We start from the raw sequence: 26,071 nt of genomic DNA, 5'->3' as shown, positions 1-26,071 counted from the left end.
GATTTCCCATAATTCCATAGGGTAACAAACAAGGTTTTTGAAAAATGGATGAAACATTTACCTCATAAGGATGATAATGCTTAGTGTACTAAGGCAGATGTTCTAACAAAAAAGACTTGGAGTCGTTCCATGTCTTTTTTTATTTAAAAAAAGTCTTTAAACGGGTCTTGGCCGGAGTTGGAAGTGCTGTCTATAAACGCGGTTATTTGTTTTATATAGACCGAAATCTAATAGGTTAGCCTATAACAATAGGATTGGCAGTGCATACAATAAAGGGTAGAAGGAGAGGCCATATACCAGAAAAGAGTAAGGAGTGCAAATCGTGAAAGTAATGACCATCTTAGGGACTCGACCTGAAATCATCAGATTAAGTCTCATTATAAAGAAATTGGATCAGTATGCCGATTCACATATACTAGTACACACCGGACAAAATTTCACTACATCCTTAAGCGAAATATTCTTCCAACAGTTACAGGTAAGGAAACCCGATTACGTCTTGCTGAATCAACAGAAAACACTCGGCGAACAGTTATCGGCGATCTTTAAGAATTTAGAGACAATCCTATTAAAAGAAAAGCCAGACAAAGTATTAGTGTTGGGGGATACGAACTCCGGGCTCAGCTCCATCTTAGCAGAAAGACTGGGAATACCCGTCATTCATATGGAAGCAGGAAACCGTTGCTTTGACCTGGAAGTGCCTGAGGAGAAAAATCGAAAGATCATTGATGCTGTATCAAGCTTGAATTTACCTTACACTCCTCAAAGTAAAGAGAATCTTCTGAAAGAAGGTATCCCCAGCAAAAGGATATATTTATCGGGAAACCCTATTTACGAAGTTTTGAATCATTACAACAATGAGATCGAGCAAAGTGGAATTTTGGACAAAATGAATTTGAAAAAGGAGGATTATTTCCTCGTAACTGCCCATCGAGCCGAAAATGTTGATTATGAAGACCGTTTGATGGAAATTATGAAAGGCATTAATTTGGTTGCCGAAACCTATCAAAAAAGAATCATATGCAGCTTACATCCCCGGACAAAATCCCGCATTGAACTCAGTCCCAATTTAGATGTACATCCACTAATTGAATTCCATGAGCCATTTGGTTTCTTCGACTTCGTTAAGCTTGAAAAAAGCGCTTTTTGTGTGCTGACCGATAGCGGAACCGTCCAAGAGGAATGTTGCTTGTTCCATGTTCCTGCGGTTACGATACGAAAAACTACGGAAAGACCTGAAACAATTGAGTCAGGCAGCAATATGTTATCGGGAATTAATGCTGAACAAATCGTCAATTGTGTGAAGATTATGGTTAACCAGCAAAAAGACTGGACCTTTCCAGAAGGCTACGACCATAAAAACGTTTCAGATAAAGTGCTTAAAATAATACTGGGAGGCCATGAAATTGATTAAGAATCGAACAATTTTGGTAACGGGCGGTACAGGCTCATGGGGATATGAATTGGTAAGGCAACTTCTGGATTTTGAACCGCGTGAAATACGAATTTTCTCAAGAAATGAATCCAATCAATTCACAATGAAACAAGAGTTTGATAATAATCCGAAATTGCATTTTATTATCGGAGACATAAAAGAGAAGGAAGCTTTATTGGAAGCCTGCCAAGGTGTTGATTATATTTTCCACTTGGCTGCATTAAAGCATGTTCCTGTTTGTGAAGATCAGCCCATTGAAGCATTAAAGACGAATGTAATCGGAACACAGAATGTAATAGAGGCAGCTATAAGCTGTAATGTGCATTCTGTTGTGAATATATCTACCGACAAGGCTTCGAATCCATCCAATTTTTATGGTCTATCAAAAGCAATGGCGGAAAGACTGATCATACACGCTAATACATTAAACACGAAAACTAGATTCGTATGTATCCGCGGAGGAAATGTCATGGGTACGAATGGAAGCGTCATTCATGTATTCAAAAAGCAAATCAAGGAAAAGGGGAAAATCGGGATAACGGACTTGAATATGACAAGGTTCTTTCTAACCATTCAAGAAGCGATAAAATTGGTATTCAAGGCTACTTTTGAAAGTGTCGGCGGAGAAATATTCGTGATGAAAATGCCTTCCTGTAAAATTATTGACTTAGCTGAAGTGTTGATAGAAGCATCCGGGAAAACAAATGTAGGTGTAGATGTCCTGGGCATCCGTCCTGGTGAAAAACTCCATGAGATCCTGCTTTCAGAATATGAAAGCACAACGGCGATTGCCTATGACGATGAGTATTATGTCATATTGCCGGCCATTCACATAGATGGGATAAAAGAACATTATTCTAAATACCAGCCGGTTAGTTTAGAAGACTATAACTCTGGCACAGGACTTATGGATAAAGCCCAGATCGAGGAAATGTTAAAGAACGGGGGCTTTATTTAACATGAAGGTATTAGTCCTTGGTGGACAAGGGATGGCAGGCCATGTAATAAAGGAGTATTTCACACAGGACCCGAAGTATCAGGTGTCCTATACGTCAAGGGATCCGAATGATAATAAGGGACTATATCTGGATGTAACCGATGTAACGAGTCTAGAGGAAATCATGGATAAAGTTAAACCTGACATTACGATTAATTGTATCGGCATTTTAAATGAGCATGCTAGTGATAATACGAAACTCGCTTTTCAGGTTAATAGTGTTTTTCCCCATCAGCTTGTTAAATTGACTGAACGCAATAATGGAAAATTGATTCATATCAGTACAGATTGTGTATTTTCAGGGTCAAAAGGTGATTATACTGAGAATGATGTACCCGACAGCTCCACAATTTATGGCCAATCAAAACATTTGGGTGAAATCATTAGTGAAAAACATTTGACTATACGAACCTCCATAATCGGCCCGGAGCTAAAAGAAAATGGAATTGGTTTATTTCTTTGGTTCATGAAGCAAAAGGGAGAAATAAAAGGATACGAAAAAGTGCTATGGAATGGTGTAACGACTCTCGAGCTGGCTAAGGCACTGGACACGATGATCCAAAAGAACATTACTGGGTTATATCATCTTGGCTCAGATGAAAAGATCTCAAAAGCGGCCTTATTGACATTGATACAGCAAATCTTCAAGAAAACCGATGTGGAAATCATTCCTGATTCATTTATTAATTTAGATCGAACCATTAAAAATACAAGAAATGATTTTCAATACAAACTGCCTACTTACGAAGAAATGCTGGTGGAATTAAGAGATTGGATGAGGAAAAAGGAAGAAAACAAGTCGATTGGTTGAATGGTTTAATCCATCCGTGACCAAAAAACTAGATTTCGTTCAGGCTGAAAATGGTCATGTTATGTAAAGATCTCTTCGTGTAGGAAACCTCGCATCGCTTTGATGAAAAAGTTAACTATCCGAGGGGTCTTTTTCTTTAAAACAAAAATGTAAAGTTGATATTATATAAACCCGAGGGGAATATAAGTGGCGAAAGTCGTTGAGCTATTGAGTGTAAAGGTGAAATCTTTATGAAAGCGCTGCCATTTTATTAAGAGTTAATAAATAGAGTAATGCTTTAGAAATTGTTCAACTTATGAATACTATACGAAGGATTTTAAAAAAACATCGTTCTCGATGGAATCCTTTTTATAAACGATCCAAAAAATGACCACTGATATTCTCCCGAAAATTTAGGTTTTCGGGAGAAATGATAGATTGAAAACGTAACCATTTTTTAGTGCGTCTTTAATTTTGAATGTAGCAGCGGTATGAGGTGTAAAGGTACCGATCCATACACGATGTGGTAGTGGTCTTAAAGGGGAGAATGGGGGATATCATTGTAACTACTTCTTAGTCGAGAAGGAATAGGTTTCGGATAACCCTTTGAAAATATCAGTCTTTGGATCCCAATTCAGCGATTGCCGTGCTTTCTTGTTATCAAGGCAGCTGTGTTTGATATCTCCTGTTCTTGCGGCTGAATGGAGTGTACTCACTTTTGAACCATGAATTTGAGCTAGCATTTCCAATAGTTGATTTACTGATGTTTTCTGTGCAGTGCTGACCTGGATCGTTTCTTGATTACCACGATTCACCGAAGCGATGTTAGCATGCACTATATCTTTCACATATATAAAATCACGAGTTTGTTCACCATCACCGTGAATGCTTAAAGGCATCCCTTTTTTGAGTTTTTCCAAAAAGACTGCGACGACTCCGCCTTCGCCTTTTGCTGTTTGTCTCGGCCCATAAACGTTTCCATAACGAAGAATCGTATAGGGGAGCCCATATAACTGATGAAACAGGCGGATATATGATTCGGCAGTCAGTTTTGATAATCCATAATAAGAAATGGGGCCTGTCGGGTCGTCTTCGGAAATCAGTTCTTTCTGTAAATTGCCATAAACTCCTGAGGTGGAGGAAAAGATCAGTTTACTTACAGAAGATTCATGACAAGCCCGAAGAATATTAATTGTTCCATTAATGTTCACATCAGCATCATATTGGGGTTCAAGTATGGAACGGCTCACATCAGCTTGTGCAGCCAAATGGAAAACGACATCCGGCTTTTCACTCGCGATGATTTGGACAGCTGCCTCACTGCATATATCTTCAGTATGGATGATGGCATTTGGATGTACATATTCTTTGTGTCCGGATATCATGTTATCCAATACATGTACCTCGGCACCATTTAAGATAAGTTCTTCAACGAGATGGGAACCGATGAACCCAGCCCCTCCTGTCACGATAGCCTTCATGCATCATACTCCTCTTATATGTTTTTAGTATTGTATGTAATACGTTCAAAAATGTCTTAAACAGGTACCTAGCATTGCCAAAAAAGAAAGGAAAAAGGAAAAAAAGTGCTGACGCAATAAGTGGTTAGCACCTTTCTTGTAGACATCATTTATTTCTCTTTTTGCAAAGTGCGTTTTCATATACACCTAGCACCTTTTGGACGGCTTTATCGGGTGACCAATGTTCCAGCCCCCATTTTTGGGCATTTAAACCAAGGGTTTTCATATAGGACTCATTCTCCAATAAATAATTGATATGCATGGTTAACATCTGTTCATCCCCCGCAGGTGATAATACACCTGTAATTCCATGTTCGATGATTTCTGGTACTCCTCCTACATCACTGGCAATGACAGCTTTTCCGGTGATTTGTGCTTCAATTACAGACAACGGCTGATTTTCCATCAATGTTGGAAGAACGAAGATATCCGAAAGAGATAACAAAAAAGGAACATCTTCCCGCCTTCCCATAAAAATCACATCACTTTCCAATCCCTCCGCTTTGCTTTTGTTTTTCAACTCCAATTCTTTGGGACCATCCCCAACAATCCAGCAAACCCAATCACCTCTAGTCTTTTTTAATTCCTTGAGTGCGCTTATCAAATGATGTACACCTTTAAACTCATTCAGGCGACCAGTATAGATAATTACTTTCTTATCAGTTGGGCGTTGGATCTCGGTTTTTTCGTTCGTTCGCTTCAAGAAGGATTCGATATCATATCCATAGTGAAAAACGCTAAGTTGCTCTTTCGGCACTTGAAATTCATCCGTTAAAATATTTCTCATCCATTCATTGGCTACGATCGTATAGTCAGCCGAGGTCGCACCTTCATATTCGAGTCGGTTAAAATAATCACATCCTTGTTTTGCGTAGCTTTTCTTTAGCGTATTGGAGCTGTAGTACGCGCTCCTTAGCTCGTGAGCGACACAACCATGAAGGGTAGCGACCAGAGCAGTTTTTTCGGTTCGTATCCGGTTAATGCAGACGGTCGAAAATATATCTTGTGTATGAATGACATCATATTTTTCCAACCCTAAATTATTAGCTGCAAACTGAAAAAAATCACACTTTGAGGCATAATAAGCAATCACTGGATCACTATGGAGGGATGAATCTTGTTGTTCCATTAATACTTCTGGAGGCAGTGAATCCATATCTATTCTACGATTTTCGTTAATGATATGAACATATTCATGGTTTTCACCATAGCTTAGGAAATCGACCTCATGACCAAGAGTTTCAAGCTTTTCCTTTAATTGCTGCATATAGTTCCATACACCGCCAACATGTGGTGTTACCCAAAAAGTGGCAAGTAATATTTTCACGGTAATCTCCCCTTATCATGCTTTTGATACTCCATTTTAAGTTATCTCTTTATAACTATTCGGGGAAAAAATGATGCTATAGACGAATCACATGGGTTTATGTAGCTTATTTAAGGGGTTCCCATATTTTTGAATATCATTTCATAAAAAAACGAGTACTTGTCCAATCAAGAAGCACTCGCCACCATTATAAACACGGTAAATCTAATATTCTTCATTGCCCTTAGAAGTATTTAGTTGGAAAATGCAGCTGCGAAAAAGCTTTCTGGGCCAGTACGAGTCGGTGCGATGACAATTCCTCCAGGTATACTTATGAACGATTGATATACTAAAAAGTTATTAGGGGATGGTGGATTGAAGTCCGCTCCTGCTAGGGTGATGATCGTTTCGGAGGCAACACCTAAACCTGCAACGGGTAATGTTAGTTGTGCTGAATAAACCAGTACGCGTCCTACGCCTGTCCCTCTATAAATTTCAATGTTGACGGGAGTTAATATGGCAGCTAGAGAGCTAAGAGTTGCGGTGAAAGTGAATTCGACCCTGATATTCGGACCTGCACCAGTAGTGTTTAGGCCCAATGAGCCGAAGAGTGCAGGTGTAGTGGTGACCGGTATCGAGATGGAGTCACGATAACTGGCATTCTGTGAAGTTTGTGCATCTAAAAATTTTCCCAAATTATAACACCTCTTTTATTGGAATACTCTAACATATTAATTTGAGAAGGTTTTTGTATAGACAAGTTATTCATAATATGAATATTTTCAACTAAAAATATGTTTGGCATTTTCCTGTCGCAGCATATTGACCCATTATGTACAACCCTCCTGAAAAATCCACTTCCAAAATATCCTTATATATGGAAACGAATATTCCCACAATTTTCAGCTCAAAAAAAGTCCAGCTTTTAAGATATTGTTCATCCTTAAGTGAAAGCCCTTTTGACGGTAGATGTGAGAACAGCCCATAGCAATAGAGGGGTTTAAACATAGTGTAATAAGAGACTGTGTTTATGATTACTATGGATTTGTATATAGCTGCTAATGGTGATTTATAGAACAATAACGTTTTGATGTGTTACGAGCGATTGTTCATGCTGACCCAGTGTGTCAGGAAAATACCAGTATATCCGGAATCCTTTTATCAATGAATATTTGGATAACCTTGAGTCGATTAAAGCGGTTATTAATATCAATAATGATTGGATGAAAAATCAATGAATCAACAAGGAAAATTAATGATCACAGGGGCTAGTGGGTTTACAGGCAGGCATGCATGCGCACACTTCCTGAAATCAGGATTTGATATTACGGCGGTTTCAAGAAAAAAGGTGAATTTCGAAGGTAGGATACATGCAGAATGCTGTGACCTGACAAATGAAACCGATGTAAAGAACCTCATCAAAAGGACCAAACCTCAGTACCTTCTTCATTTAGCCGGACAAAACCACGTTGGGGAGTCATGGTCGGAACCTGTATCGACTCTGGAGGCAAATACCATGTCCACTGCATATTTAATTGATGCAATTCGCAAAGAAAGTCCAACCTGTAAAATGGTGATAGTTGGCTCAGCTCTTCAAATTGATCCTGGTTCGATCTCTTCCATTCCACATCCTTATAGTTTAAGTAAAACACTTCAAGTACTTATAGCACAATCATGGGCGGTTTTATATGACATGGACATCATCATTGCAAAACCAGCCAATCTAATTGGACCTGGATTTTCAAATGGGGTATGTTCCATATTTGCGAAAAAAATTGCAGATATGGAAAGGAAGGGAATGGAAATGGTCCTTGAAGTCGATAATCCGAATGACCAACGTGATTTTCTGGATGTAAGAGATGCAGTGAGAGCATATGATTTTCTTTTGAGAAAGGGGCAGTCTGGAGAAACGTATGATGTTGCTTCAGGTAATAATCGTTCTTTAGAAGAAATCATAGAAGGCTTTAGGTCGGTAACGACAGGTGATATCAAGGTCAATTCAAAACGAAATGATTTAATCGAAAATAAAGCGGCAATCGATCCTATTAAGCTAGTGAATTTAGGATGGAAGCCTAATATCCCACTTGAATCATCTTTAATGGACATCCTTGCCTTTCATCGTGAATTAAAGGAAAAGTGATAAATCAATTGTAGGCAGTCGAAAAAATACGCTATAAATTCTTCAGGAGGGTAGGCAATGGAGCCGAAAGTATCAATCATTATTCCATTTTATAATTGTCCCTATATAGATCACGCCATTCAAAGTGCGCTTGATCAAACATATAAGAATGTAGAGGTCATTGTCGTCGACGACGGATCGACAATTTATACTGAAAAAATCGAGCCGTTCTTGGAACAAATCCGTTATTTAAGAAAAGAGAACGGGGGAACTGCTACTGCATTGAATCATGGGATACATGCTGCTACGGGAGAATATATCGCATGGTTAAGCTCGGATGATTATTTTCTTCCTGAAAAGGTGTCACTGCAAATTTCGTTTATGCTCGAACATAATGCAAAGGTGAGTTTTACGAATTTTGATAGTATAAACAAAAATGATGAAGTCATTCTATCTTGGACCGGCGAACGCTTTTCAGATATTGAAAACGGAGTGTACCATGCTTTTTTACTTCGTAATGCCGTGAATGGCTGTACTGTCGTTTTGAAGAAAGATGTATTCGAGGCGATTGGTTACTTCAATCCATATCATCGTTATACCCATGATTATGAAATGTGGCTTCGTTTATTGGTAAATGGTTATAAAATGTATTATTTGGATGAAGTCTTAACGAAGTTCAGAATACATGAAGAATCGGGTACAAGCAGATTCCAACCTGAGATGTTAAAAGATATTCTTACGATTGAAACCCATTACCGGCCCATTCTCAAAAAAAATTTAAAGAACTTATAGTGCACGATTTTTATAACTAGAATGGAGGAATCATTATGTCTGAAGGTCTTCTCGATATATTTATGCATATCCCCAAAACTGGTGGAACGACTTTAAATGAAATATTTAAAAAACAATACAAGCTTAACGAAATATTTGATCATGACTCTTTTGAAATGAAGATGATGAAAATGGATGAATTAACGGAAGCGGAAAAGAGGAATATCAAAGCGATTACAGGTCATTATTTCTATGGGATACATCAGGAGTTTTCACGGCCATTCAATTATTTTACGATGTTACGTGACCCGGTAGACCGTGTCATTTCTTCCTATTATTTTTTGAAGGATTATCCTGGCTATGAAATGGTTAAAGACATGACCTTGGAGGAGTTTGTAGTCAAAGGGCCTGAAGCACCCAATTTACAAACATTGATGGTATGCGGCAGCCAGGAGATCCCTGACATTGAAAAAGCCAAGGAAAACCTAAAGTCATTTTCTGTGGTGGGAGTCACTGAGTTGTTCAATGAAACACTTTTTTGCCTGAAAAAGGAATATGCCTGGGGGGATATCCATTATACAAGAAAAAATATTACTAAAAATCGCTTGGCCAAAAAAGAAGTGCCATCGGACTTAATAAACTTGATTAGAAAATATAACGCATTGGATTTGGAATTATATGATTTTGCCAAAAAACTTCTTTACGAAAAACTTCAATCACTTACAGTAGACGAGCAAAAGCAATTGGAAAATTTCAAAATGGAACAAAGCGCCTCAAACTAGTTCCTAATATGATAGTCAATTAAGAAACCGCCGGAATGAAAAAAATTCCGGCGGTTTCTTTTCACTTGGAATCTATTCCTAAGGACTCCAGCATATTGATGAAGTTTTGTGCATACAAATCAGGACTAAAATGAGTTTTGACGTGCTCAAGGGCATTTGACCGGATGCTTTCCCTTAGTGTCTGGTTATTCATTAATTCCTTTGCCTCTCTGACTGCATTATCGATATTTCCTAAAGAGTAAAACTTTCCCGTTCGATTATGAATGATTGAGCTCCTGACCCCATCTGAATCCGTCGTCAGCACAGGGCATCTGCAACTCATCGCTTCAAGGAGTGCGTAAGGGGCACCTTCAACTTTTGAAGTGGAGCATAAAAAGCCTCCGGAATCCCCAATTTCAGAGAAAAAATCAGCCATTTGGGAATTTGGGACATTTGAATGCAAAGTAAGCTTTGAGCTTAAATTTAACCGTTTTATTAATTTATTGAATTTATCTCTTTCGTTAGGGTCACTTAAGGTGGGATCTTCGAACATAAGTAATTGTATTTTCGGATTATGATTGTTAATTAGTTGATAACCGATCTTCAGGAATTCACTCCAATTTTTATTATCTTCGATCCTTCCTATCCAAGCCACTTTTCTATAGCCATCTAAAGGTGTTGGTTTGTAGCAGAATTGACTTGTATCAAAGCAATTATTAAAACTGAACTTTGGGAACGTTGGGTAAAGTTCATCTAATAATTGCATGATATGAGGAGTCTTTGGGTTAAGGAATCCATCTGCATGGGCATTGACATCTGGGATTGCATTTGAAAGAGCCGATCTTGCCACATGTTTTGGACCGTAACCCTGGATTTCGATAATCATTTTTCCTTTATACCCCATGGACCTGAATCTCGGTAAAGTTTTGAAATCTGAAACGACCACGATAGCGGAATAATCTCCCTCTTCCAATATTTTTTGAATTTCAGCATCATCGTTCGTAATAAAAGTTGGGGCACTGTGGTCATTCAAGAAATTCCTTCTGTTATCATAATATAGATAATGAGCATCGATACCGTATTCTTTTAGTGCGGCAAATCGTTGCCGATTTAATGTTTCCACTCCACCACTTGGAACATAAAAAACAAACAATATATTCATTATTCCCCTCCTTAAAATAATGGAGCAACAGGTCTCATATTTAGGTTGGACTTTACCTTTCAAAACAAAAGTTATCACAAATCATCCATTTTGAACGGATGTGACAAAGAGCCATGTAATATACGTATGATTCACAAATTGGATTTATAGCCGTTTTAATTTGGGATGACTCGATTGGGAATGGTTCATATCTTAATTAGTGTGAAATAAATATTAATATGAAAAATGGTTTTTCTTTATAAAACGGATAGCCCTGATGCTCACGAAATACATGGTAATCAATTGAAAGGCGGTTCATAAATGTCTAAAGTATCGATTGTTGTTCCATTCTATAATTGTCCATATATCGATAAAGCTTTGGAGAGCTTGTTCAACCAAACCTACAAAAATATTGAGATTATCGTAGTCAATGATGGCTCTACATTATATTCAGAAAGAATCGATCCGTTTCTAGATAAAATAACATATATCAAAAAGGAAAATGGGGGAACGGCCAGTGCATTGAATACCGGCATCAAAAATGCAACAGGCGATTATGTATGCTGGCTTAGTTCAGATGATATCTTTTACCCTGAGAAGACAGAGATCCAGTTGGAAGCAATGGTAAGGGAAGATGCACGATTTAGTTATACTAGTTATTACTGCATTGATGATAATGGCGATATCATTACTCCGATTATAGGGATATACCCACCTAATCAGCTTGAACTTATTAAAGCAATGATCAGAGGAAATATTATTAATGGCTGCTCGGTCATGATTCACAAGAAGGTATTTGAGCTCATCGGAATATTTGATGAGTCGCTTCTATACACACACGATTATGATTTATGGTTGCGGATCTTGCAAAATTTCAAGTTTCTCTTTGTGCCTCAACCGTTATTACTATATAGGATTCATACAGAAATGGGCTCTAAAAAGCATGAAGGCTGCATCAAAAGGGAAAATAGACTGGTGGTTAATCGACATCATGCCAAAATGAAAAAATTATTGGTAAATGAACTTAGGAAACAACAATAGGTGAGCAAGATGTAAAGGAGGTCCCTGTTTTTATAAACAGGGACCTCCTTTAGTTGTTGAAAGGGCTTGACTTTCATCACGGGTCCTCGAGGGTGGCCAAATGAAATTACCTAATTCTTATATGAGTCTATAACATACATAAAGCTCTTTGCATATCTTATAGAAATCATTCATTTTCCTTAATAATAGGGGACTGTCACGAATTAAAGCTTTTGTCAGGAAGGGCTTCATTGCGTTAATCGACAGTGGACGAGCGTAAGTGCATTGGTTGATACAGTACAAGGGACAACAGGTACGATATAAAAAAGGAATGCTTTGTAGGAGGAGAAAATGAGAAAACTCATTATATTTGCGTTTATCGGATTTCTGGCTCAGCTGATCGATGGTTCATTAGGCATGGCATATGGGGTTACATCCACATCGATGTTGCTGACATTCGGAATCGCACCGGCAGTGGCCTCTGCATCCGTTCATCTATCAGAAGTCGTGACGACCGCCGCATCAGGCATTTCACATATGAAGTTCGGGAATGTCGACCGCCAGGCACTTTACAAATTAATCATACCTGGATCTATCGGGGCATTTGCAGGAGCGTGCTTTTTAAGTAACTTACCTGGTGATCTGATAAAGCCATACATTTCGATATTTCTGCTGATTCTTGGTGTGTATGTCCTTTTCCGCTTTTTAAAAACGTCTAAGACAAAAAGTGAAAAGAAATCAATTAATCTTTCAAGAAAAAAATCGATCACATTGGGATTGATAGCGGGCTTCGCAGATGCAACGGGTGGGGGCGGTTGGGGTCCTATCACAACTCCAGTCCTATTATCCCAAGACGGTGTTCCTGCCAGAAAAGTGGTCGGTACAGTTGACACTAGTGAGTTTGCAATTGCTGTTTCCGCAACCTTAGGGTTTCTCATTGCATTAGGTTGGCAGGAAGTGAACTGGTTTTGGGTAACCTCCCTGATGGTAGGGGGGATTATTGCTGCTCCGATTGCTGCATGGATCGTTACGAAATTGCCATCTTATTTATTGGGAGTCCTTGTCGGGGGTTTTATCATTTTGACGAATGCTCGAACGCTGCTTGCCACATGGTCTCTTCAGGATCATTGGGTCCCCTTCATATATATGCTGATATTGATCGGATGGGCAGGTTCTTTGGTATTTGTCATCCGGAACAACAAAAAGGGGCTCCATAAAAATTAAAGGGGAGATAGTGTGAGTAAACAAGAGAATATCCATCAACATTCTTTTTCCATTACGAAAGAGCTAAGGCAAGCTCAGCACGGACATAAAAGCTATATTCTTTGGTTTACTGGTTTATCAGGGTCAGGTAAGTCCACCATTGCCAACATGGTCGAGGGAAGACTGCATGCGATGGGAATTTCGACATATATTTTAGATGGAGACAATCTACGGAATGGATTAAATGAAGACCTTGGTTTCAGCTCTGGTGACCGTAAAGAGAATATAAGGCGAATCGGAGAAGTCTCCAAACTATTTGTGGATAGCGGAATAGTAGTGTTGGCCACTTTCATTTCGCCTTATGCGAGTGACAGGGAGGAAGTAAGAAAAAAAGTACAACAGGATGAGTTTATTGAGATTTATGTAAAGTGTCCCATCGAAGCCTGCGAAAAACGGGATCCCAAAGGATTGTACAAGAAAGCTAGAAGTGGGGAAATCACCTCATTCACAGGCGTTTCGGCTCCATATGAAGAACCGGAAAATCCGGAGGTACTAATTGAAACCAGTCAATACACCATTGAAGAATGTGTGCAGCAGGTCATGAATTATTTAAAGGACAATAGTCTTTAACATCGACTTGGCCGAATTAGTAAAAGAGAATATGAAACAAACCAAATCAAATGATTGAGGGGTTATAAATGAAGGTTCAAAGAACCAGTATCGATCCACATGGCGGGAAACTGATTCAACGTGAAATATCAAGAAATGACCGTGTGGAATACTTGGAAAAGTGTAAATCCTTATCGTCCCTGACCATCTCGAAATGGAATGTTTCCGATCTGGAAATGATTTCAAACGGAGCGTTCAGCCCGCTTATAGGATTCATGGGAAAAGAAGATTACCGAAGTGTCATTAAAGATATGCATCTGGCAAATGGCTTGCCATGGACGATACCGATCACTCTTCCTGTCACGAAGGAAGAGGCAAACCGGCTGAACATCGGCGATGAGGTCGCTTTATACAGTGATGACGGAGAACTTGCTGGTATCATACAGGTGGAAGAAACGTTTGAATACGATAAACTGGAGGAAGCAAAACTCGTATACAAAACAGACGATCCCAATCACCCTGGGGTTAAAAAGCTGTTTGGACAAGGGGATATCTATGTTGCGGGACCAATTTATTTAATAAATAGGTCATCGCATGAGCCATTCGGGGAATTTCATATGAGCCCTTCCGAAACGAGAAAGATGTTCACGGATTTAGGTTGGAATACTGTTGTCGGTTTTCAAACGAGAAACCCAGTACACCGTGCACATGAATACTTGCAAAAAACTGCATTGGAAACCGTTGATGGACTATTATTGCATCCTCTTGTCGGTGAAACGAAAAAAGATGATATACCTGCGGATGTTCGGATGGAAAGCTATCAAGCCTTACTAAAAGGCTACTATCCAATGGATAGGGTTTTACTTGCCATATACCCAGCAGCAATGCGCTATGCTGGGCCCAGGGAAGCAGTATTTCATGCAATTGTCCGAAAGAATTATGGATGCACGCATTTCATTGTCGGCCGAGATCATGCGGGTGTAGGCAACTATTATGGGACATATGATGCCCAAGAAATTTTTAGCCAGTTTGATCCGCTGAAAATTGGCATTAAACCTCTATTCTTTGAACATAGCTTTTACTGCAAAAAATGTTTGAATATGGCTTCCCTGAAAACATGTCCCCACAAAGATGAAGATAGGTTTATATTAAGTGGCACCAAAGTCAGGGAAATGCTCCGGAACGGCCTTGTCCCGCCACTTGAGTTTACACGTCCTGAAGTGGCTGAAGTTCTTATTAGAGGCATGAAGATAAATGAAGGCGAGTAAGCTATTGTAAACGCGGTGAGACCTATGCTTGTATAAAATCGCTGAAGAAGGACGGAACTTATCTAAATGTTGCCAAGCCGTTACCCGGTGTACGAATGCTATGGACTAAATTGACAACAGGCAAGAAGCTGATATTGAGTCAAAATTCACCTGAAACTCCCGAAGCTCTAAACTTCCTCAAAAAACTTGTTGAAGCGGGGAAGTTAGTAGTGGTCATTGACAGATATTATGAGTTTGAAGAAATAGTTCAAGCCCATAAATATGTAGAGAAAGGACACAAGAAGGGAAATATCGCCATGAAACTGGAACATGGTGGCAAATCCTAATAAATGAAACAGGTAAGTTTTTATAAAGCTAAGGGATGCGTTAATCATAAGGTTAGCCGGTGTATACCTGGCTGACCTTTTTTAAAAATGGAAGTCTGATAAATGTCAGGGTAGTACGTACGGTGTTAACGAGGTGTGCCTCTGGAACGATATAGATCTAGTTTTAGCAAAGGGAGTGGAAAAATGTTTCCAATATTAGAGACAAAACGATTGGTCTTGAGAGAATTGGCTGAAGGGGATGCACTGGATTTATTAAAATGTTTTTCCAATCCAGATGTATTACGATATTATGGGCAACCTCCATTAACAAATATAGATCAGGTGAAGCAAATCCTTACGAATTTTTCAAAGAATTTTGTTGAAAAACGTGGTATTAAATGGGGAATTGAATTGAAAGGAACGGATGGCATTATTGGAACGATTGGATTTCAAGAATGGTTCCATGAACATAAGAGAGCAGAACTGAGCTATGCACTTTTCCCAAATTATTGGGGCAAAGGTTATGCAACAGAAGCTGTCAGTAAAGTGATTTCCTATGGTTTTAAAGAGCTTGACTTAACGCGTATTGGAGCAATTGTTTTTATTGAAAATAAAGCATCCAATAAGTTGCTGACAAATTTAGGCTTCAAAAAAGAAGGGATATTGAGAGATTATATGTACCAAAATGATGTTTCTTTTGATACTAATCTATACTCTTTATTATCGGTAAAGCCTTAATGAATTAACAAAGTACTAGGAACACTCGCGCAATGCTTACAGATATAAGGGAAGTTGTTATCTGTTTTATGGAAAACAAAAAATGAAAATTAAGATATATATTTTAAAGTTCATTGTTTTCCTGTAAGATAACAATATATAAAAACCCTGTCGACTTGTCGACTTACTTAGAAAACGCGAGGAAAACATAAATTATGGAATTAGAAAAAAGTCTTGAAAAAAGTTGGAGCAATCAACAAAACATAGGTTTAACAGCATACTTAAAGAAAATGAAGGGCGAAGCTAGGGAAAAAGACAGAATAGATTATATGGATTCCTTTGTTTCAGCTATAGGTGGACTCATTGCTATTATCATTATTAGTTTTATAGCTTTCCATTTAGGATACCCTATGGCATTAGCTCCTCTTGGGGCGAGCTGTGTTATTGTTTTTGGTGCGCATAAAAGTCTCTTGTCTCAACCACGTAATGTTATTGGAGGACATATTATCTCTACTACATCAGCTCTTATCATTTGGAGCTTCTTTGGTAAAAGCCTGCTCATTATCGGTCTAACATTGGCTATTGTATTGATTATAATGACTTGCACAAAGACTGTTCATCCCCCCGCAGCGGCAAGTGCCCTTGTTTCTATTAATTCTCAAGCTGGTTGGGGATTCCTGATTTCAATTGTAATAGGTACCTTATTATTAGTATTTATATCGATGATCTATAATAACTTATTTCAAACAAGACAATATCCAAAGCACTGGTTTTGAAAAATTAATATATTAACCAAACGGGTGCTTCATTTGTGACTGTATTATAGCTCCTCACTTATTTGATAACTGCTTTACTTCAATAAGCGGGGAGCTGCGCTTTTTCTTACTAATAGAATTAAAAACCTTACTTACCATCACATTACATAAAATAACGTATGATAATGATTTGCTAAAGCTTGATGGGGAGTGGTAAAATCCCATTAAAAAAGGTGAATGTTCATGTCTGAACCTACATTAGGAGATTCTTATCAAATCAGTTTGCAAAATATTCGCCATCACTCACAGCATATCCATTTAGGAATAGAATTTCTTTTCGTAATTCGGGGAGAAGTTGAAGTTATCGTCAATCAAGATTCCTGGCATTTGGCGGAAAATGATCTCCTGCTAATTAATGCTAATGATGTTCATACCGTTAAGGGGCACGAAGATAATGTAGTATTATTGCTGCAAATTCCCCTAAATTCCATCGAGCAGCTTTATCAGGATATTCATGTGTGTTATTTCGACTGCCATTCATCCAAAGAGGATAATGGGCTATATCTTCTGTTTGATCAGATCCGTCAACTCTTGGCTGAAATTTTGATCGCATATTACCAAGAGCAGGATGGAAGTGAACTTGAAATCAACAGCCTGATTTACAAGTTAGTTACACTCCTTATCCGAAATTTCAAAACCACACATCTCGGGCAGAATCGATTTATCGAAATGAAGGATGAAAGAATTAGGGAAATCCTTACTTTTATTGAAAAAAATTATCGTAAACAAGTGTCTTTAGAAGAGATTGCCAAACGGCAATATTTATCTTTATACTATTTGTCCCGTTATTTCAAGCAGGCTGTCGGTGTCAGCTTTTCACAATATATAAAACAAATCCGCTTGAAATCAGCTGTTCATGAGCTGTTATATACCGATCATACCATTATGAAAGTCTCGTTAAATAATGGTTTTCCAAATGTGAAAGCTTTTAACAAGGCTTTTAAGGAAATGTACAATCAAACACCTGCAGAATATCGTGGTCTTCATAAAAAAGAACCTTTCCAGGAAGTAAATAATATAAGCGAACAATATACTCTGGTGAATTCGCCGCACTTTTTAATTGAATTGAGCAAGTATATTTCGCAAAAAGACCAAAATGTTACGGTGAAAGAATCGGGGGTTTCTGCGGTACATATTAATCTTCCGCAAGAGCCTATTCTTGTCCGGGATAAAGCCCAGCGATTACTGGTGATTGGACAGCTGGAATATGCATTAAATGAAGAAGTCCAAGCAGAATTAAAGCTTGTTCAGGAGCAGCTTCATTTTGAATATGCCTATTTCACGAACCTATTATCTCCCGCTTTTACGACAATGGACCCGTTTTTGCAAATAGGAGGGCCTTATTATAAGATTGATGCGTTATTTAACGAATTTCAAAGGCTGGGTTTAATTCCATTCATTAGCGTTGAGATTGAAAAGGAAGTCGTAAGCAGCCCCGATTATATAAGGATGTTAGATGATTTTTTACAGCACGCCGTCAGTTATTTTGGAGATGACTTTGTCGGGAAGTGGCAATTTGAATTGGTGTTCACCGAGTGGGATCAAAAAGCCCGGACTTTTTATCAAGAATACCTTCAAACTGTTAAAAAGAGGGCTTCCACCGCAAAAGTTGGAATCCATGTACCATTTTCCTTAGAAAAAGGATTATCAGTCCCTGTTACTGAATTTTTAAAGCAAATGGATCAAATTGACCTGGTGTGCTTCAGCTGCAATCCAAATGAACAATTGGACTTTACCGATATGGATAACAGTTCCTTCAAGGGAGTAAAAGATTATATAAAAAAGTCGTGTATTGAATTAAAAGCAAACCTTTCTTCAGCTGGCTTGGCTGGCACACCAATTTACTTGACAAACTGGAATACACTTTACGGTAATACAGTAAATTTAAGTGGAACTTTTTTTCGATCAGCTCTCATTTTTAAAGACATGCTTGATGTTATAAAAGAGATTTCCGGTTTGGGATTTTGGATTGATACCCATTCATTAGAAAATAGTAATATGAATAATGATAATATTGCAATGAATGGAATTGCCCTCCTTTATTATTATCAAATAAAACGTCCGGCGTTTTTTAACATGCATTTAATCGCAAAAATTGGGCAAGAAATTTTAGCCGAAGGTGAGGACTTTATACTGACGAAGGGGAAACAAGGGTACCAATTAGCTATATATAACAATTCCTATGTAAATCCCACTTATTCTGTCGAAAGCTTCTTTTTGAGCTCCTTAACAAAGGAAAAGAAAATCATGATTTCAGGGCTGCCTTCTGGCACTTATCAAATTCGCAAATACATTCTCGATAGAAATAACGGTGCATTTTACTTTAATTGGCTCAATCTCAATCAGCAGTATATCTATGATCAAGAGATCATTACGTATCTCAAGCAGCGAGCCTATCCAGATTTGCAAATCTATGAGGAAAACATTGCCTCGGAGCTCTTATTACAATCCACTTTGACGTTAAATGCCATTCATCTCTTTGAAATTAGGCCATTAGGTTAAAACTTAATGGTCTTTTTTTGTTGTTTGGATAAGCCAAGTTATGAAAAAGGGCAAATGATGGAGTGTGTTTTCGGCAATGATTGGAATGTTTTAAAAAGTTAAAAAAATTATAATGAAGATAAGAAAGCGATTACATAAATATTAATTCGGAGGTAGCCTTTTATGTCTGTTTCTCAAGGAACGATTAAGAAGCAAAGCGATGCAAAACTTTCGGTATCAAAGGAAAAGAATACCGGTGGAGTTTTGTTGACTACAGCTTTAATGGCTGGTTATTCCATGATTTACATGGACAAAAACATGATTTCGACTGCAATTATCCCAATTGCAGAACAATTCCATCTAACAACAAGTCAAACCGGTTTGATAATGAGTTTATTTTTCTTGGGTTATTCGTTAATGCAGATACCTGGGGGATGGCTCGCAGATAGGATTGGATATAAAAAGGTACTGATGCTTTCGCTTTCGCTCATTACGATATTTTCATTTGCATTTGGCCTTGCTGGAAGCTTATTGATGTTTATTTTGATTCGTTTCTTGGCTGGTATTGGCCATGCAGGCTATCCTCCAAGCTGTTCAAAAGGAATCGCCGAAAATTTCCCGAAATCAAGACGAACTTTTATTCAATCGCTCATTTTGTCAACGAGTGGAATTGGCGGAATTTTTGCGTTTGTAATCGGGGCACGGCTGATTGACTTAAATTGGCACTATGCCTACTATGCACTGGGGACATTTTTTGCCATTGCGTTACTTATGGTTGCTATATTGGTACCTAATAGCCAACCAACTGCCAAAACGAAGATTGAAAAGAAACAAGTTAGTTTTAAGTCAGTGATTTCTAATCGAAATGTAATTATTTTATTCGTTGCCATGCTTCTGGCGAATGTGGCTTTTTACGGAAATATGTCATGGCTGCCAACTTTCCTAAAGACAAAATTTTCACTATCCATTAGTACGGTAGGGATAATTCTGGCAGTGAACGCTATTGGAGGAACATTAGCCTCCATATTTGCAGGTGTATTGTTGACAAAATATTTCGCTGGCAAGGAAAAGTTACTGTTAATGGTATGTTCAGTCCTTTCATCCTTGTTGTTTCTTGGTTTAGTATTCTCAAATTCCTTGGCCCTTTCCATTGCTTTCTTATATGTGCTCACATTTTTACTAACCACGATTTTTGTGGGAATTTTCTCTTGGCCGCACAAAATTTTGCCTGAGAAAGTAATTGGGTCATCTATTGGGATCGTCAATACGGGTGGAACGCTTGGGGGCTTTATTGCACCAATGGCATTCGGTGCTTTAATTTCCATGGCTGGTGGATCGTTTTCTATCGTTTTTATCACCTTGGCAATAGCCGTAGTAATATGCGGTCTAGTTTTACTTACCGTTAAAACAGAAAAATAATAGGAGGGAAAATGATGTTAGATCAACTAATGCAAAAACTTGAAGAGAAAAAAGAAAGAATGATTGAAATACGCAGATATCTCCATCAACATCCTGAATTATCTTTTAAAGAAGAAAAAACGGCCCAATATATTGCTGATTTTTATAAAGATAAAAATGTAATAATACGGACAAATGTTGGCGGATATGGAGTGGTAGTTAAAATCGAAGGCGGACTGGCAGGTAAAACGGTTGCCCTGCGTGCTGATTTTGATGGACTGCCCATTATGGAAGAGGCAGATGTACCTTTTAAATCGGTTAATCCAGGTGTTATGCATGCATGTGGTCATGATGGACACACTGCCTATTTAATGATATTAGCCGAAGCATTAATCGAAATGAAAGACCAATTAAGAGGAAACGTCGTTATCTTGCATCAGCCTGCGGAAGAAACGCCTCCTGGTGGAGCGATTGCCATGATTGAAGATGGATGTTTGGAAGGTGTGGAAAGTATTTTCGGTATTCACCTAATGTCCCCGTCGGTGACCGGGGAAGTCTACTATCGTTCTGGAGAAATGCAGGCCGGACGCTCATATTTCAAAGTGAAAATCCAAGGAAAAGGCGGACATGGTTCGATGCCGCATACAAGCAATGACAGTATTGTCGCAGCAAGCCATTTTGTTGTAGCAGCCCAGACGATTGTCAGTCGCCGAATCAATCCTTTTGATATGGCGACGGTAACGATTGGCTCGTTTGATGGAAAGGGGTCATTTAATGTCATAAAGGACAGCGTGGAACTTGAAGGAGACGTTAGAACCATGTCCAGTGAAGTTCGTGCTAAAGTGGAAACGGAATTCAAGCGAATCCTAGCGGGGCTTGCTCAAGAATTTGACATTACCTATGACTTAATATATTCGCATGATTACCCTGTTTTGGTGAATGATAATGCCATGACTGAACTGGTTGTAAATGGGATTAAAAAGGCTGGAATTCCTGAAATCAAAGCATTAATGGAAACACCGCCAATGTCCGGTTCAGAGGATTTTGCTTACTATTTGCAAAGAATTCCTGGCAGTATGTTTTATGTTGGAGCAAAGCCGGAGAATGGACCAGTTTATCCTCACCATCATCCTAAATTTGTCATTAATGAGGACAGCCTTATCATCGCGGCAAAAGCAATGGCAGCAGTGGTTGCGGAATATTTTGGACAGAAGTAAAAAAAGGGAAAAAGGGGACGGTTCTTATGCCTGCGGCGTGGGAACCTTCTTCTTTATAGGAGTGATCACATGACATTTACTAATTTAAAAGAGTTAATTGAACAAGCAGAGCAGGAAAACTCAACTATTTCGGAATTGATGATCAAAACAGAGGTACAACAGAAAGGCTGTTCGAGGGAAACGATTATCGAAAAAATGTCAGAACAATTTACTGTAATGGAGGAGGCTGTCCGCAGAGGTACAATGAGTCCAGTCATGTCGCGTACTGGTTTGACTGGTGGGGATGGAAACCGTCTTTATCAGTATGCCCAAAACGGTAATTCATTTGTCAATCCTAAAACATTGAATGCTGCAGCAAATGCGCTCGCGGTATCAGAAGTAAATGCTGCAATGGGGCGGATTGTGGCAACGCCAACAGCTGGTTCAGCGGGAATCTTGCCAGCTGTCCTTGTTCACGCACTTGACAGCGGGAAATTTACCCGAGAGCAGCTTGTACAGACAATATTCACTGCCTCTGCTCTCGGCTTAGTTGTTGCCAATAAAGCTTCGATATCAGGGGCAGCCGGCGGGTGCCAAGCTGAAATAGGATCAGCAACCGCAATGGCAGCCGGCACCCTGGTAGAGCTTGCCGGTGGAACACCAATGCAGGTTGGAAATGCCGTCGGAATTGCTTTAAAAAATTCACTGGGTTTGGTTTGTGACCCGGTTGCTGGGCTGGTGGAAATCCCGTGCATCATCCGCAACGGTTTACATGCAATTACCGCCCAAGCTGCTGCGGATATGGCTTTAGCCGGGATAGCCTCGGTCATCCCGCCGGATGAAGTCATCCATGTGATGCATGAAGTCGGACAGCAAATGCCCGAATCGTTGAGAGAAACCGGGATAGGCGGTCTTGCCGGAACTCCGACCGGGCAAAAATTAAAGAAGCAGATTTTAAATGAAAAAACTAGTGGCTGTGGGCCGGCAAAATACCAAAGTGCGTATGAAATCATCGGTCCCGTAATGGTTGGCCCTTCGAGTTCCCATACAGCAGGGGCTGTCCGGATCGGGAATATTGCCCGCCAGCTACTAAATGAAAATCCAGTATATGCAAAGTTCTCGCTGATGGGCTCTTTCGCAGAAACCTATCAAGGCCATGGAACAGACCTAGCTCTTTTAGCCGGTGTGCTCGGGTTCTCTACCATGGATGACGGCATTCCAAATTCAAAGGAAATTGCTGAGGAAAATGGTTTACAATATGAATTCACGAAACGGGTGCTTGGAAGCTACCATCCAAATACGGTTCTCGTAGAATTGACAGGGTTCACACGTACTGTAAAGGTTTTGGCCAGCTCTTTAGGCGGTGGTAAAGTGGAGGTTCAGGAATTCGATGAGTATCCATTTAAATTTTCAGGTGAAAGGCCAACACTTGTTATTCGTCATTCTGACCAAAAAGGGGTTATTGCTGAATTATCGGAAATTCTATATCAAAAAGGGTTCAATATAGCCCGTATGGCCAATGAACGTTCCAAAATCAATGGTGCTGCAATAACAATTTGTGAAATCGACAATACAATCGAAGACACTCTCTTATCTTTATTAAAAAGAGAGATTCCGACTATTGACGAAATTGTATTGGTTCAAACTAAGTAGTTACCTATAAAATCATCAATTAAGCTCGTAATCGTATTTTCGCTGATGCAAGAAAGCATGATATGCGAATGAAATTCGTAAAAGGCATTCGGAATGAATTCGTTCCGAATGCCGTTTGTCTATAATGTGATGCCAATCTTAAGGGCAAAATTTAATAGGGGAAATTCCAAAAAGACGGAAGTGCAAAATAATAATTCCATATATAAGCAACTACTAAATCTGACAGCATATTAAAATATGAAACCAACGATCATAATCCGACTCAGTCATGGCTTTTAGGGCAACAATAATGCCTGCATAGGACATAGCATCGTAAGTCCTCGTGCAATAAAGCTCTTCAGCTAGACGGTGCTTTCAGGGAATCAACTAGACGTTGAATTTTCAGAAAGAAAGATTTCCAATATGCTTGACCTTGTGAAAAATACAATTCACGATTCGCCAGAACGAAATCAGCTATGAATAATTTTCTATACACCGTGGGGATTTCATATTTGCCGCACCATGAAAAGGCAGTCGAGACCGCAAAGGCTGACAAGAAAAAAAGCAGCTCTCTAAAAGCTTACGAAAGTATTCAAAAAGAAGTCGAAACAGGAAGGATTGGTTTTAAACGCAAGTATGTAAGATGTTAAAATTAGCACTTTTTTATTATTCCTTATCCGTAAAGTTTTTGAACAAATGAGCCTGTATCCACCTTGGATCAGGCTTTCTTGTATATATAGAAAAGTAATCACGAGAGATTTTATGTTTTTAGACTTTGAAAAAATATCATGCTTGAATCTGCGATTGTCTAGAATTCTTTTTGAAAATCACCTTCGCTTTAAAATGTGAGAACAAATAACAGCCTATAATCACAATACCACTACCAATTCCTTGTATCCACGTCATTTTTTCACCTAATAATAGAAAAGCTAAAATTGCAGTAAAAATAGGATTAAAATTCAAGAAAATACCTGATGTAGTTGTACCTAATTTTTGTACACCAATATTCCAAAGTACCATACATGCTACAGTTGAGATAACGCCTGTATATAAAATAGATTGTATGAAGGAAGTATTTATATTAGAAACTGTAAAATTGGAAAAATTAAACGGTAGAAGAACTATAAGTCCAAATATACCAGAATATAATGTAGACATCATGGGTGTTGTCGTTACCATTGCCCATTTGCTACAAACGGAATATATTCCCCAAACGCATACAGCAGCCATCATATATAAATCACCTGTATTAAATCGTAATGAAAGGAAAAGATCAATATTTCCTTTTGAAAGTACAAGTATTACGCCAATAAGCGAAAAAAACACAGAAAACATTTGTAGAATATTAATTCTTTCTTTTAAAAAGAAAAATGAAAAAATAGCAATTGAAATCATGTTTAATGTTGATATTAATCCAACATTAGTCGCTGATGTTTTCTCTAATGCTACAAATTGCAATAGGTTAAATAGAACCACACCTGTAATTCCCATCAAAAATAAAGGAAGGATTGCACTTCGAGGAGGAAATATCTTTTTTTCTTTCCACCATACAATTGGCAAAAGACAACTAACAGCAATGATCCACCTTAAACTCGTCAATGTCATCGGAGAAGCATGTTCGACAAGCGACTTTCCAACGACAAAGTTTCCACCCCATAACAAACTTGTTAAAAGTAATAACGAAAAATAATAATATTGCATTTCATTCTGCTCCTTTACATCTTTCACTGTTTAAGTAAAAGGATCGAAGCCATTGTGCACAATGGCATTTATTTATTAATAATTTTAACATTTTAGATCGTTATTAATATATTATTTTGTATAATAGAAGAAACTTAGAATAATATTAATAAATATTGCCGATAAACAGAATAAAATTTTGTTTTGCTATTGAAGTGATACTATTTTTGGAACATTTGTAAAAGGAGTGACTATAAGTGGAATCTATCGTAAGCAAGGTTCTAGATAATGTTGATATTCAAATTTTAGATTTACTGCAAAAGGATGCACAGTTAAGTAATACTGAGCTTGCAAAGCGTGTCAAGTTATCTCCCCCAGCTATACATTCAAGGATAAAACGTTTGGAAAATGAAGGGTTTATTAATGGACAAGTAGCAATTTTAAACCAGGAGAAGCTAGGTTTTGATTTATTATGTTTCATTTTTATTAGTACAAATATACATCAAGCTGAAGAACTGGAAGTTTTGGAAAAGGCATTAGCTTCTATGTCAGAAGTATTAGAGTGTCATTGTTTAACAGGTGAGTATGATTATCTTCTAAAAGTGGCTAATAAAGATCGGAAGGAATTAGAAATATTTATTAGAAAGTTAAATAAACTAGGCATAACAAAAATTCAAACTAGCCTAGCTCTTAGAGAAATTAAATATTCAACTGTTTTACCTATATGGGAAGAAAAGTCCCGTTCGTAAAAGTACACTTTTACGAACGTGTTTTATAGAACAAGAGAGAGAGAGAAAAGGTAGAAGAAGAAATAAAAAAATGAAGTCCTTTATAGATTGGATCCCAAGGAACGAGTCATTTAAGATTATTCTTATCACTTCAAGAGAATTGGGCAGGTACACTATGT

The 26,071-nt window shown here is 38.3% G+C and carries 22 protein-coding genes and 3 pseudogenes; 19 read left to right on the top strand and 6 right to left on the bottom strand.

Going from position 1 to position 26,071, the window contains the following annotated elements; translation table 11 throughout:
- Window positions 1-322: 322 nt before the first annotated feature.
- From wecB to ACSR9O_RS15145, 3 genes are read left to right on the top strand one after another with little or no spacing between them, the layout of a single operon-like run.
- Window positions 323-1,414 (top strand): non-hydrolyzing UDP-N-acetylglucosamine 2-epimerase, encoded by a 1,092-nt coding sequence (gene wecB / locus ACSR9O_RS15155; protein WP_101225083.1) that lies wholly within the window; start codon window positions 323-325, stop codon window positions 1,412-1,414.
- Window positions 1,407-2,393: a polysaccharide biosynthesis protein gene (locus ACSR9O_RS15150; protein ID WP_101225082.1), complete on the top strand. Its 987-nt coding sequence runs from the start codon at window positions 1,407-1,409 to the stop codon at window positions 2,391-2,393. Before wecB ends, ACSR9O_RS15150 begins: the two co-directional genes overlap by 8 nt.
- Before the next feature lies 1 nt (window position 2,394).
- Entirely contained in the window at window positions 2,395-3,243 is an 849-nt protein-coding gene (locus ACSR9O_RS15145) for a dTDP-4-dehydrorhamnose reductase family protein (protein ID WP_230175829.1), read from the top strand.
- Between the two features lie 545 nt (window positions 3,244-3,788).
- On the opposite strand, the gene ACSR9O_RS15140 is transcribed toward ACSR9O_RS15145, so the two are convergent.
- The 3 genes from ACSR9O_RS15140 to ACSR9O_RS15130 all read right to left on the bottom strand — a co-directional run bounded on the left by ACSR9O_RS15140 (window position 3,789) and on the right by ACSR9O_RS15130 (window position 6,743).
- Window positions 3,789-4,703 carry an NAD-dependent epimerase/dehydratase family protein gene (locus ACSR9O_RS15140; protein ID WP_491724638.1) on the bottom strand — a complete coding sequence of 305 codons (915 nt, stop codon included), beginning with the start codon at window positions 4,701-4,703 and terminating at the stop codon, window positions 3,789-3,791.
- Between the two features lie 145 nt (window positions 4,704-4,848).
- Entirely contained in the window at window positions 4,849-6,069 is a 1,221-nt protein-coding gene (locus ACSR9O_RS15135; protein WP_491724637.1) for a glycosyltransferase family 4 protein, read from the bottom strand.
- A 233-nt stretch (window positions 6,070-6,302) separates the two neighbouring features.
- Entirely contained in the window at window positions 6,303-6,743 is a 441-nt protein-coding gene (locus ACSR9O_RS15130) for a hypothetical protein (protein ID WP_101225078.1), read from the bottom strand.
- 539 nt (window positions 6,744-7,282) lie between these two features.
- On the opposite strand from ACSR9O_RS15130, the gene ACSR9O_RS15125 reads away from it, so the two are divergent.
- Genes ACSR9O_RS15125 through ACSR9O_RS15115 form a run of 3 tightly spaced genes read left to right on the top strand, consistent with a single transcriptional unit; the run spans window position 7,283 to window position 9,720 of the window.
- Window positions 7,283-8,188 (top strand): NAD-dependent epimerase/dehydratase family protein, encoded by a 906-nt coding sequence (locus tag ACSR9O_RS15125; RefSeq protein ID WP_491724636.1) that lies wholly within the window; start codon window positions 7,283-7,285, stop codon window positions 8,186-8,188.
- Between the two features lie 57 nt (window positions 8,189-8,245).
- Window positions 8,246-8,959, top strand: coding sequence for a glycosyltransferase family 2 protein (locus ACSR9O_RS15120; RefSeq protein WP_491724635.1), 714 nt, complete (start codon window positions 8,246-8,248; stop codon window positions 8,957-8,959).
- Window positions 8,960-8,994: 35 nt separating this feature from the next.
- Window positions 8,995-9,720, top strand: coding sequence for a sulfotransferase family 2 domain-containing protein (locus tag ACSR9O_RS15115; protein WP_434167072.1), 726 nt, complete (start codon window positions 8,995-8,997; stop codon window positions 9,718-9,720).
- Between the two features lie 61 nt (window positions 9,721-9,781).
- On the opposite strand, the gene ACSR9O_RS15110 is transcribed toward ACSR9O_RS15115, so the two are convergent.
- Window positions 9,782-10,861, bottom strand: coding sequence for a glycosyltransferase family 4 protein (locus ACSR9O_RS15110; protein ID WP_101225074.1), 1,080 nt, complete (start codon window positions 10,859-10,861; stop codon window positions 9,782-9,784).
- Between the two features lie 300 nt (window positions 10,862-11,161).
- Here ACSR9O_RS15110 and ACSR9O_RS15105 point away from each other — a divergent pair, with 300 nt between their 5' ends.
- From ACSR9O_RS15105 to sdaAA, 11 genes and pseudogenes are all read left to right on the top strand, one after another.
- A complete protein-coding gene (locus ACSR9O_RS15105) occupies window positions 11,162-11,881 on the top strand; it encodes a glycosyltransferase family 2 protein (protein ID WP_101225073.1) in 720 nt (239 codons plus the stop codon).
- A 330-nt stretch (window positions 11,882-12,211) separates the two neighbouring features.
- Window positions 12,212-13,084, top strand: a complete 873-nt coding sequence (locus ACSR9O_RS15100; RefSeq protein WP_260357800.1) for a sulfite exporter TauE/SafE family protein — start codon at window positions 12,212-12,214, stop codon at window positions 13,082-13,084.
- 12 nt (window positions 13,085-13,096) lie between these two features.
- Window positions 13,097-13,693 (top strand): adenylyl-sulfate kinase, encoded by a 597-nt coding sequence (gene cysC, locus ACSR9O_RS15095; protein ID WP_491724634.1) that lies wholly within the window; start codon window positions 13,097-13,099, stop codon window positions 13,691-13,693.
- Window positions 13,694-13,761: 68 nt separating this feature from the next.
- Complete coding sequence (sat, locus tag ACSR9O_RS15090; RefSeq protein ID WP_230175846.1) at window positions 13,762-14,940, top strand: sulfate adenylyltransferase; 1,179 nt, start codon at window positions 13,762-13,764, stop codon at window positions 14,938-14,940.
- A 2-nt stretch (window positions 14,941-14,942) separates the two neighbouring features.
- Window positions 14,943-15,266: pseudogene (locus ACSR9O_RS15085) on the top strand (zinc-binding dehydrogenase); the annotation flags it as partial.
- A 183-nt stretch (window positions 15,267-15,449) separates the two neighbouring features.
- Window positions 15,450-15,983 (top strand): GNAT family N-acetyltransferase, encoded by a 534-nt coding sequence (locus ACSR9O_RS15080; RefSeq protein WP_101225068.1) that lies wholly within the window; start codon window positions 15,450-15,452, stop codon window positions 15,981-15,983.
- Between the two features lie 194 nt (window positions 15,984-16,177).
- Entirely contained in the window at window positions 16,178-16,738 is a 561-nt protein-coding gene (locus ACSR9O_RS15075; protein WP_260357799.1) for an HPP family protein, read from the top strand.
- A gap of 222 nt (window positions 16,739-16,960) precedes the next feature.
- Window positions 16,961-19,279, top strand: a complete 2,319-nt coding sequence (locus ACSR9O_RS15070) for a helix-turn-helix domain-containing protein (RefSeq protein ID WP_491724633.1) — start codon at window positions 16,961-16,963, stop codon at window positions 19,277-19,279.
- Between the two features lie 162 nt (window positions 19,280-19,441).
- Window positions 19,442-20,677: an MFS transporter gene (locus ACSR9O_RS15065; protein WP_491724632.1), complete on the top strand. Its 1,236-nt coding sequence runs from the start codon at window positions 19,442-19,444 to the stop codon at window positions 20,675-20,677.
- 14 nt (window positions 20,678-20,691) lie between these two features.
- Complete coding sequence (locus ACSR9O_RS15060; RefSeq protein WP_491724631.1) at window positions 20,692-21,873, top strand: amidohydrolase; 1,182 nt, start codon at window positions 20,692-20,694, stop codon at window positions 21,871-21,873.
- Window positions 21,874-21,942: 69 nt separating this feature from the next.
- Window positions 21,943-23,505: an L-serine ammonia-lyase, iron-sulfur-dependent, subunit alpha gene (gene sdaAA / locus ACSR9O_RS15055; protein ID WP_311735946.1), complete on the top strand. Its 1,563-nt coding sequence runs from the start codon at window positions 21,943-21,945 to the stop codon at window positions 23,503-23,505.
- Between the two features lie 205 nt (window positions 23,506-23,710).
- On the opposite strand, the pseudogene ACSR9O_RS15050 reads toward sdaAA, so the two are convergent.
- Window positions 23,711-23,811: pseudogene (locus ACSR9O_RS15050) on the bottom strand (DNA alkylation repair protein); the annotation flags it as partial.
- A gap of 45 nt (window positions 23,812-23,856) precedes the next feature.
- On the opposite strand from ACSR9O_RS15050, the pseudogene ACSR9O_RS15045 reads away from it, so the two are divergent.
- A pseudogene (locus ACSR9O_RS15045) lies at window positions 23,857-24,134 on the top strand (DNA alkylation repair protein); the annotation flags it as partial.
- Between the two features lie 136 nt (window positions 24,135-24,270).
- Here ACSR9O_RS15045 and ACSR9O_RS15040 read toward each other — a convergent pair.
- The gene (locus tag ACSR9O_RS15040) at window positions 24,271-25,185 is read right to left on the bottom strand and encodes a DMT family transporter (RefSeq protein WP_491725472.1); all 915 of its coding nucleotides are present in this window, start codon (window positions 25,183-25,185) and stop codon (window positions 24,271-24,273) included.
- 236 nt (window positions 25,186-25,421) lie between these two features.
- Between ACSR9O_RS15040 and ACSR9O_RS15035 the strand changes: the two genes are divergently transcribed.
- On the top strand, window positions 25,422-25,913 hold the full coding sequence (locus ACSR9O_RS15035; protein WP_230175854.1) for an Lrp/AsnC family transcriptional regulator: 492 nt from the start codon (window positions 25,422-25,424) through the stop codon (window positions 25,911-25,913).
- Window positions 25,914-26,071 lie beyond the last annotated feature (158 nt).

The organism is Peribacillus sp. B65 (assembly GCF_058513295.1).
Note: the sequence above shows the minus strand (reverse complement) of the source record. Positions and strands in the feature narration are given on the sequence as shown.

Excerpts from the sequence above, each read along its gene's own strand:
- ACSR9O_RS15145 (WP_230175829.1), top strand. The coding sequence starts at position 2,395 with ATGAAGGTATTAGTCCTTGGTGGACAAGGGATGGCAGGCCATGTAATA.
- ACSR9O_RS15140 (WP_491724638.1), bottom strand. The coding sequence starts at position 4,703 with ATGAAGGCTATCGTGACAGGAGGGGCTGGGTTCATCGGTTCCCATCTC.
- ACSR9O_RS15125 (WP_491724636.1), top strand. The coding sequence starts at position 7,283 with ATGAATCAACAAGGAAAATTAATGATCACAGGGGCTAGTGGGTTTACA.
- ACSR9O_RS15120 (WP_491724635.1), top strand. The coding sequence starts at position 8,246 with ATGGAGCCGAAAGTATCAATCATTATTCCATTTTATAATTGTCCCTAT.
- ACSR9O_RS15115 (WP_434167072.1), top strand. The coding sequence starts at position 8,995 with ATGTCTGAAGGTCTTCTCGATATATTTATGCATATCCCCAAAACTGGT.
- ACSR9O_RS15110 (WP_101225074.1), bottom strand. The coding sequence starts at position 10,861 with ATGAATATATTGTTTGTTTTTTATGTTCCAAGTGGTGGAGTGGAAACA.
- ACSR9O_RS15105 (WP_101225073.1), top strand. The coding sequence starts at position 11,162 with ATGTCTAAAGTATCGATTGTTGTTCCATTCTATAATTGTCCATATATC.
- ACSR9O_RS15100 (WP_260357800.1), top strand. The coding sequence starts at position 12,212 with ATGAGAAAACTCATTATATTTGCGTTTATCGGATTTCTGGCTCAGCTG.
- sat (WP_230175846.1), top strand. The coding sequence starts at position 13,762 with ATGAAGGTTCAAAGAACCAGTATCGATCCACATGGCGGGAAACTGATT.
- ACSR9O_RS15080 (WP_101225068.1), top strand. The coding sequence starts at position 15,450 with ATGTTTCCAATATTAGAGACAAAACGATTGGTCTTGAGAGAATTGGCT.
- ACSR9O_RS15075 (WP_260357799.1), top strand. The coding sequence starts at position 16,178 with ATGGAATTAGAAAAAAGTCTTGAAAAAAGTTGGAGCAATCAACAAAAC.
- ACSR9O_RS15070 (WP_491724633.1), top strand. The coding sequence starts at position 16,961 with ATGTCTGAACCTACATTAGGAGATTCTTATCAAATCAGTTTGCAAAAT.
- ACSR9O_RS15065 (WP_491724632.1), top strand. The coding sequence starts at position 19,442 with ATGTCTGTTTCTCAAGGAACGATTAAGAAGCAAAGCGATGCAAAACTT.
- ACSR9O_RS15060 (WP_491724631.1), top strand. The coding sequence starts at position 20,692 with ATGTTAGATCAACTAATGCAAAAACTTGAAGAGAAAAAAGAAAGAATG.
- sdaAA (WP_311735946.1), top strand. The coding sequence starts at position 21,943 with ATGACATTTACTAATTTAAAAGAGTTAATTGAACAAGCAGAGCAGGAA.
- ACSR9O_RS15040 (WP_491725472.1), bottom strand. The coding sequence starts at position 25,185 with ATGCAATATTATTATTTTTCGTTATTACTTTTAACAAGTTTGTTATGG.